Source organism: Sunxiuqinia dokdonensis, from assembly GCF_001270965.1.
Lineage (GTDB): Bacteria > Bacteroidota > Bacteroidia > Bacteroidales > Prolixibacteraceae > Sunxiuqinia > Sunxiuqinia dokdonensis.
In genome coordinates this window covers 1-8023 of the sequence record NZ_LGIA01000042.1, presented here as the reverse complement: position 1 = coordinate 8023, position 8023 = coordinate 1, and the positions used below count along the sequence as shown (strand labels likewise).

At 46.0% G+C, this 8023-nt stretch carries 8 protein-coding genes; all 8 read left to right on the top strand.

All coding sequences use genetic code 11. The features are described from left to right. A partial coding sequence (locus NC99_RS04550; RefSeq protein ID WP_239684408.1) for a tagaturonate epimerase family protein occupies window positions 1-536 on the top strand: 536 nt, incomplete at its 5' end. Window positions 537-642: 106 nt separating this feature from the next. Next, window positions 643-2046 carry a glucuronate isomerase gene (gene uxaC, locus NC99_RS04545; RefSeq protein ID WP_053180315.1) on the top strand — a complete coding sequence of 468 codons (1404 nt, stop codon included), beginning with the start codon at window positions 643-645 and terminating at the stop codon, window positions 2044-2046. 106 nt (window positions 2047-2152) lie between these two features. Continuing rightward, window positions 2153-3190 (top strand): sugar kinase, encoded by a 1038-nt coding sequence (locus NC99_RS04540; RefSeq protein ID WP_053180313.1) that lies wholly within the window; start codon window positions 2153-2155, stop codon window positions 3188-3190. Window positions 3191-3278: 88 nt separating this feature from the next. Then, the gene (locus tag NC99_RS04535; protein ID WP_053180311.1) at window positions 3279-3950 is read left to right on the top strand and encodes a bifunctional 4-hydroxy-2-oxoglutarate aldolase/2-dehydro-3-deoxy-phosphogluconate aldolase; all 672 of its coding nucleotides are present in this window, start codon (window positions 3279-3281) and stop codon (window positions 3948-3950) included. A 14-nt stretch (window positions 3951-3964) separates the two neighbouring features. Then, entirely contained in the window at window positions 3965-4954 is a 990-nt protein-coding gene (locus tag NC99_RS04530; protein WP_053180309.1) for a TRAP transporter substrate-binding protein, read from the top strand. Between the two features lie 12 nt (window positions 4955-4966). Then, window positions 4967-5446 carry a TRAP transporter small permease gene (locus NC99_RS04525; RefSeq protein ID WP_053180307.1) on the top strand — a complete coding sequence of 160 codons (480 nt, stop codon included), beginning with the start codon at window positions 4967-4969 and terminating at the stop codon, window positions 5444-5446. Window positions 5447-5450: 4 nt separating this feature from the next. Next, on the top strand, window positions 5451-6914 hold the full coding sequence (locus NC99_RS04520; RefSeq protein WP_053180305.1) for a TRAP transporter large permease: 1464 nt from the start codon (window positions 5451-5453) through the stop codon (window positions 6912-6914). A 301-nt stretch (window positions 6915-7215) separates the two neighbouring features. Beyond that, on the top strand, window positions 7216-7869 hold the full coding sequence (locus NC99_RS04515) for an O-methyltransferase (RefSeq protein ID WP_053180316.1): 654 nt from the start codon (window positions 7216-7218) through the stop codon (window positions 7867-7869). Window positions 7870-8023 lie beyond the last annotated feature (154 nt).

Below are 8023 nucleotides of genomic sequence, written 5' to 3'. Positions count from 1 at the left end.
TGATTGATTATGCGGTAAAAGAATTTGGCTTGCCCGCTGATTTGAAATTGAGTGTTCACTCAGGAAGCGATAAATTTTCGATCTATCCGATTATGGCCGACATCATTAAAAAACACGACAAAGGTCTTCATGTAAAAACGGCAGGCACGACTTGGCTAGAAGAAGTGATTGGACTGGCTGTAGCCGGAGGAGAAGCGCTTGAAGCTGCCAAGGAAGTTTATGCCAGCGCCTTGAGTCGCAAAGATGAATTGTGCGGGCCCTATGCTGATGTGATTGATATTGACGATGCCCTTTTACCATCTGCCGACGAAGTGAATGGCTGGTCGGGTGAGCAATTTGCCAATACCTTGCGCCATATACCCGGACAGCCGGATTACAATCCAAGTTTCCGGCAGTTGATTCATGTGGGATACAAAGTTGCTGCCGAAATGGGCGAGCGCTATTATTCGCTGCTTGAGAAAAATGCCGATGTGGTGGGTGCTTGCGTTGAGGAAAATATTTATGAACGACATTTGAAGAGGCTGTTTAATTTGTAATTATTAAAGCGAAATTGACTATTTAAACATTTGCGATTGACCAGGTTCTGTTGGCATCGGGTACAAATCGTAGATCGTAAATTGATCAATCGTAAATCAGAAGAATATGAAGAAATTTATGGATGAGAATTTTCTGTTGCATACAGAAACCGCTCAAAAGCTCTATCACGAACACGCGGCCAAAATGCCGATTTTTGATTACCACTGTCATATTTCACCCAAAGAGATCGCTGAAAATAAATCGTTTGAAAATATCACGCAGATTTGGTTGTATGGCGACCATTATAAATGGCGTGCCATGCGTACCAATGGGGTAGACGAGCGCTATTGTACGGGCGATGCCAGCGATTGGGAAAAGTTTGAGAAGTGGGCAGAGACGGTACCGCATACCCTTCGTAATCCGCTCTATCACTGGACACACCTGGAACTGAAAAAATTCTTCGGTATTGATAAGGTGCTGAATCCGGAAACCGCCAAAGAAATTTGGGACGAATGCAATGAAAAGCTGACTTCGGGAAACTATTCGTGTCGCGACATTATTCGTATGGCCAATGTCGATACGATTTGCACAACCGACGACCCGGTTGATTCGCTTGAATATCACCAGGCCATTAAAAAAGATGGTTTTGAAGTGGCTGTGTTGCCAGCCTGGCGACCGGACAAAGCCATGATGGTTGAAAATCCGGAGTTTTTTAATGACTATGTTGACCAACTTGGGGAAGTGGCCAATGTGGAAATTGACAGTTTCGATGCCTTTATGGTGGCATTGGACAAGCGTCACCAGTTTTTCCACGACAACGGCTGCCGGCTGTCTGACCACGGGTTGGATACAGCTTTTGCCGAAGATTATACGGAAGAGGAGATCAATGCCATTTTTGATAAGATTCGCACACTGAAAAAGCTGAATGCCGGCGAAATTCTGAAATTCAAATCGTGCATGTTGTACGAATTTGGAATCATGGATCATTCGCGCGGATGGACACAGCAGTTCCATATCGGCGCACAACGTAATAATAACACCCGGCTTTTTAGCAAGCTGGGGCCCGATACTGGTTTCGATTCCATTGGTGATGTACCGGTTGCCGCGCCATTGGCGAAGTTGCTCGACCGTCTGGATCAGGAAAATAAACTGTCGAAGACCGTTTTGTACAACCTGAATCCGCGCGATAATGAATTGTATGCCACCATGATTGGAAACTTTCAGGATGGCTCGGTGCCCGGAAAAATGCAATATGGTTCCGGCTGGTGGTTCCTCGATCAAAAGGATGGCATGGAAAAACAAATGAATGCTTTGTCGAACCTTGGTCTGCTGAGCCGCTTTGTAGGCATGTTGACCGATTCGCGCAGTTTTCTGTCGTACACCCGTCACGAATATTTCCGTCGAACCTTGTGCAACTTGCTTGGCAACGATGTGGAGAATGGCGAAATACCAAACGACATGAAATTGCTTGGCGAGATGGTGGAAAACATTTGCTACAACAACGCGAAAAATTATTTCAAGTTTCAGTGAAAATCATTCAAAATGATAGCAGACCGATGTTATTTGAATTGATTCTTATTGAAAAGATTTCTATTTTTGCAATCGATTGCATTAACGGATTAAATTAGATTAGAACATGAATAAAAAAGTTGTAACGTTTGGAGAGATAATGTTGCGCCTGGCAACACCAGGATACTTGCGATTTAACCAATCAGACAGTTTAACTGCAACTTTTGGCGGAGGAGAGGCTAACGTGGCCGTTTCCTTAGCCAATTACGGAGTTCCGGTTGACTTTGTAACCCGTCTGCCGGAGAATGACATTGCCCGCGCTTGTAAAATGGACTTGAAAAGCTATGGCGTAGGTGTCGATAAGATCGTAACCGGCGGCGACCGTGTCGGGATTTACTTTTTGGAAACAGGCGCGGTGAGCCGCGGCAGTAAAGTTGTTTACGACCGCGCCCATTCAGCAATTGCCGAAATTAAACCTGGCATGATTGATTGGGACGAGGTATTTGAAGGTGCCGGATGGTTTCACTGGACTGGCATTACGCCAGCCATCTCGCAGGGAGCAGCCGATGTTTGCCTGGAAGGCATCAAAAAAGCCAATGAAAAAGGCATTACCGTTTCCTGCGATTTGAACTTCCGTAAAAACTTGTGGAAATATGGAAAATCAGCAGGCGAAGTGATGCCCGAGTTGGTTGCCGGAACGGATGTGGTTTTAGGAAACGAAGAAGATGCCGCCATGGTTTTGGGTATTCATCCCGAAGGCGTGGATGTTACCGGCGGACATGTGGAAGGAGCCGCTTACGAATCCGTTTCAAAACAAATTATGACCCGGTTCCCACGGTGCAAAAAGGTAATTACCACCTTGCGCGGATCGGTCAATGCCAACCACAACAGTTGGGCCGGCGTACTTTGGGATGGCAAAAAGTTGTATGAATCCCGTCAGTACCAGATCACCCACATTGTTGACCGCGTAGGTGGCGGTGATTCGTTTATGGGTGGATTGATTTATGGTTTGCTGACCTATCCTGACAATGATCAGAACGCACTGGAATTTGCGGTGGCTGCCTCATGTTTGAAACACACCATTTACGGCGATTACAACCAGGTAACGGTTGATGAAGTGGAAAAACTCATGGGCGGAGATGCATCCGGCCGCGTAGCCCGATAAATTGGTATCTGGAATTTGTCTGCCAGCTGACGGATGGAATTTGGAAACTTTGAATTTGGAATTTGAAACTTGGAATTTGATATAAATTATGGCTCGATTTACAAGAATAGAAGTGGCACAAGCGATGAAAGCAACCGGACTGGTTACGGTTTTTTATCATGCCGATATTGAATTGTGTAAGCAGGTTGTGAAAGCTTGTTATGCAGGTGGTGTGCGTGTTTTCGAATTTACCAACCGCGGCGATTTTGCCGCCGAAGTGTTTGGTGAACTGACCAAATGGACGGCTAAGGAATGTCCGGAAATGATCATGGGTGTGGGCTCCATCGTTGACGAGGCGACCACGGCTTTGTACATTTCCATTGGCGCCAACTTCATTGTTTCTCCTTTAATTGATGAAGGAATGGCCCGGGTTTGCAACAAGCGGAAGATTGCCTGGAGCCCTGGCTGTGGTTCGGTAACCGAAATTGGCCGGGCACATGAGTTGGGCTGTGAAGTGGTCAAAATTTTTCCAGGCTCATCGGTGGGCGGACCCGACTTTGTGAAAGGTGTGATGGGCCCAATGCCCTACGCCAGTATTATGCCAACAGGCGGCGTTTCGCCCGACGAAGAAAACTTAAGCCAGTGGTTTAAGGCCGGCGTTCACTGTGTAGGCATGGGATCGCAATTGTTCCCGAAGGAAATTTTGCAACAAGGCAATTTTGATTATATTACGAAAAAATGTCAGGAAGCCCTGAACATCATTGAGAAATACAAAAAATAACCAAGAACAATCCAATGGCTTACAACAGCAAACTTGTGAAATTTTTAGGTGGGATTCTTCTGCTGGCCACATTCTCTTGCGTTGGTCCGTTAAAGGACAAAAGAGAACTGAAGCTGGCACATGGATTACCCGTTGACCATCCGGTGCACCATGCGATGGAGTTTATGGCCAAACGTACCGCGGAGCTTTCCGAAGGAAAACTGATCATCGATATTTACCCGGCCGAACAGTTGGGATCAGAGCAGCAATGTGTTGAATTGCTTCAAATTGGCAGCTTGGCCATTACCAAAGTCTCGGCCGCTGTGATGGAAAGTTTTACCGATGACTATAAGGTTTTTGGTCTTCCGTACATCTTCAAATCCAAAGAACACGCCTTTAAGATAATGGATGGTGAAATTGGGCAAGATCTCCTGCTGAGTACCGAAGATAAATGGATTCGTGGTTTGACGTACTACGATGCCGGTTCGCGCAGCTTTTACACCAAATCGAAACCCATTACGCACCCGGATGATTTAGCTGGGTTGAAAATCAGGGTGATGCGAAGCATAACTGCTGTAGAAATGACGAAAGCACTGGGTGGTTCACCAACACCAATTTCATGGGGCGAATTATACACCGCCTTGCAAAGTGGGGTGGTTGACGGCGCAGAAAATAACCCGCCCAGCCTGTACACGTCGCGACATTATGAGGTTTGTAAGTTTTACTCACTCGATGAGCACACCACCATTCCCGATGTGCTGGTGTTCAGCCAAATAATTTGGGACAAACTGAGCGAGCAGGAAAAGGAGTGGATTCAGCAGGCAGCAGACGAGTCGGCTGTTTTGCAACGTAAGCTTTGGGCCGAATCCGAAATCGAATCACTGGAGGAGGTGCAGAAAGCAGGTGTGCAAATTAATTATCCTGATAAAGCCCCATTCATTGAAAAGGTGCAGCCCTTGCTGGAAAGTTACAAGGACAAGCCAGTCATCTATTCCTACATCAAACGAATACAAGCTGTTGAATAAAATCAATATAACATGACTGTACGAAATTTTATAGACAAATCACTGGAGTGGATCTTGGTCTTTTTGATGAGTATCCTGGTTATTGACGTGCTTTGGCAGGTTATCAGCCGGTACATCATGAATTCACCCAGCAGTTTTACGGATGAGTTGGCAGGCTTTTTACTGATCTGGGTGGGCTTACTTGGCGCAGCTTATGTGGCCGGCAAGCGCGAACACCTGGCCATCGATCTGCTCATTCAAAAAAGTTCGTCCCAACGAAAATTCAAGCTCGAAATGATCATTAGCGCCATCATTATTGTTTTCGCCATAACCGTGATGATTATTGGTGGTTCGTGGTTGGTTTATACCCGGTTTTATTTGTCGGTTAAGTCGGCTGCTTTAGGCATGCCCCTGGGAATTGTTTACCTGGTGTTGCCCTTAAGCGGCATTTTGATCGCTTATTTCGATGTAGATAATATGTACAACATGGTTAAAGAAAACCGGAAAAACTAAGCTTATGGAATTTCTTGAAATATTTGTGCTCATTTTCAGTTTTATTGTTTTGCTGGTCATTGGTGTGCCCATTGCGTTCAGCATCGGGATTTCCGGAATTTTGACCATGCTCGTCAGTATTGATATGATTCCGGCCCTGACAACCTTTTCGCAGCGTATGGCCACCGGCCTTGATAGTTTTGCCCTGTTGGCCATTCCGTTCTTTATCTTGGCAGGAAACATCATGAATAGCGGGGGAATTGCTATCCGGCTGATTGACTTTGCCCGCGTATTGGTTGGTGGAATTCCCGGAGGAGTGGCCATTGTGAATGTACTGGCCAACATGCTTTTTGGAGCCATTTCCGGTTCTGCCGCAGCATCTGCTTCGGCTATTGGTAGTATTATGGGGCCTGAAATGAAGAAAGAGGGTTATGCCGACAATTTCAGTGCGGCGGTCAACATCACCTCGGCCACGACCGGTTTATCCATTCCGCCCAGTAATATTCTCATCGTTTACTCGCTGGCCAGTGGTGGGGTTTCCATTACCGCGCTGTTCCTGGCTGGTTATGTTCCCGGCATCCTCACCGGGCTTGGAATTATTATTACCGCGGTGACCATGCTGATCTACAAACGCAAAGGAACTGCGGCTGCAGTAAAAGCTTTGGGTATTGCCTTGCTGATTGGTGCCGCACTGGTTTTGGCGTTCCAGGGAATATCAATGGCCCGTGCAACGTTTAATCCAACGGTAAATCGAATTTTGCTGATTTTATTCATCGTCGCCTTTGGCATTTTTGGTTTTATCAAGACCAAAAATAATAAAGCAAAGGCATTGGAAGGGTCGAAGAAACTGTTGGATGCCATCCCCAGCTTGCTGATGTTGATTATTGTGATTGGCGGTATTGTGGCTGGCTATTTTACGGCAACTGAGGCTTCGGCCATTGCGGTTTTATATTCAGTGATCTTAGCCTTCATCTACCGGCAGGTTTCTTTTAGCGACCTTCCCTTGATCATTTTGCGATCTGTAAAAACAACCGGAATCGTCCTGCTGCTGGTGGCCACATGTTTGGGGCTGTCGTGGATTATGGCTTATGAAAATATTCCGCAGAATGTGAGCGAGGGGCTGTTGTCTGTATCGAGCAACCCGTTTATCATTTTATTGCTCATTAACCTGATTCTGCTGTTTGTGGGTGTGTTTATGGACATGACTCCGGCGGTATTGATCTTTACGCCGATTTTCCTGCCGATTGTAACGGCGATGGGCGTTGATCCCATTCATTTTGGAATTATTATGGTGCTCAACTTAAGCGTCGGACTTTGTACTCCGCCGGTGGGCTCCGTGCTCTTTATTGGTTGCAGCGTGGCCGGCTTGAGTATCGACAAGGTGATCAAGCCGCTTATTCCCATGTTTTTAGCCATGGTGGTGGTGCTGTTGCTGGTGACTTACTTGCCACAATTAAGCTTGTGGCTTCCTGGTAAATTCGGATTCTAAGAATGTCATAAGAAGTCATTTGAGAAGCCGGAATTGTTCATTGTAATGATTCCGGCTTTTCTATTTCCATTCAGTTGATTGGAGCTTGTTTCCCGCTTCATGCGCCTGTATTCGCTTCGTTTTCTTGATTCAAAATACGGTGCAAAAAGCATTGAAGTCATTCCAATATCATTGTTCTTCCGTCGTGTCAAATGGTCTTTTCCTACTTTCCCTTTTGTTGAAAAATTCACTTTGCAACAGAATAACTACTTGTTAAGTATCACGGTATTTTGTAATATTGATGTTTGAAATTGCTAATGCTATGAAAAGCTTCAGCTATCGTTTATATTTGATTCGCATCAGCTTTTTTTGGCTGTTTGCTTGTGGAAGCGTATCAGCCTTTTCGCAAGAAAGCGGGGACGAGACCGATTTGGACAGGCAGGTAAAGAATTTTCTGGAGAACAGTAGAAATAACTGGCGCGACATGAATGTGCCCGAAGCCGATGGCCAGCTCCTGTACGATATCATTGTTGAAAATAACTACACGCGGGCGGTTGAAATCGGCACATCAACAGGCCATTCGGGGATTTGGATTGCCTGGGCGCTCAGCAAAACCGGTGGTAAGCTCATTACCATTGAAATCAATAAAAGACGCTACCTCGAAGCGCTGGCTAACTTCAAAAAAGCTGGTGTATTGGCGTACATTGATGTGCAGCTGGCTGATGCGCATGAACTTGTTCCGAAACTTGAGGGGCCATTCGATTTCGTATTCAGCGATGCGGATAAAAGCTGGTACATTAACTATTTCAAGAATTTGGATCCGAAGCTGGAGCCAGGAGCCTGCTTTGTTACCCACAATGTCAGCCGGCACAACAACTACAACTTTTACGAGTACGTCAGCCAATTGCCCAACTATAAAACAACACTCGACGGCAGAGGCGCAGGCATGGCCATAAGCTACAAAAAAGCAGATTAGGGTAGGGCAGTTCCCTTGGCGCCCCACCAATAGAAACTTTGCATTTTGAGTCGTCCTCCTTTAATGGCGGGGTCTTCGCTCTCCAAGGCCTCGGCCTCTTCAATGGTTTCAACATCAAAAATGAGCAGTCCGCGATAATTAGTTAATCCTTATG

Bases quoted from the DNA above. Each gene is read 5' to 3' on its own strand.
- uxaC (WP_053180315.1), top strand. From the start codon at position 643: ATGAAGAAATTTATGGATGAGAATTTTCTGTTGCATACAGAAACCGCT.
- NC99_RS04540 (WP_053180313.1), top strand. From the start codon at position 2,153: ATGAATAAAAAAGTTGTAACGTTTGGAGAGATAATGTTGCGCCTGGCA.
- NC99_RS04535 (WP_053180311.1), top strand. From the start codon at position 3,279: ATGGCTCGATTTACAAGAATAGAAGTGGCACAAGCGATGAAAGCAACC.
- NC99_RS04530 (WP_053180309.1), top strand. From the start codon at position 3,965: ATGGCTTACAACAGCAAACTTGTGAAATTTTTAGGTGGGATTCTTCTG.
- NC99_RS04525 (WP_053180307.1), top strand. From the start codon at position 4,967: ATGACTGTACGAAATTTTATAGACAAATCACTGGAGTGGATCTTGGTC.
- NC99_RS04520 (WP_053180305.1), top strand. From the start codon at position 5,451: ATGGAATTTCTTGAAATATTTGTGCTCATTTTCAGTTTTATTGTTTTG.
- NC99_RS04515 (WP_053180316.1), top strand. From the start codon at position 7,216: ATGAAAAGCTTCAGCTATCGTTTATATTTGATTCGCATCAGCTTTTTT.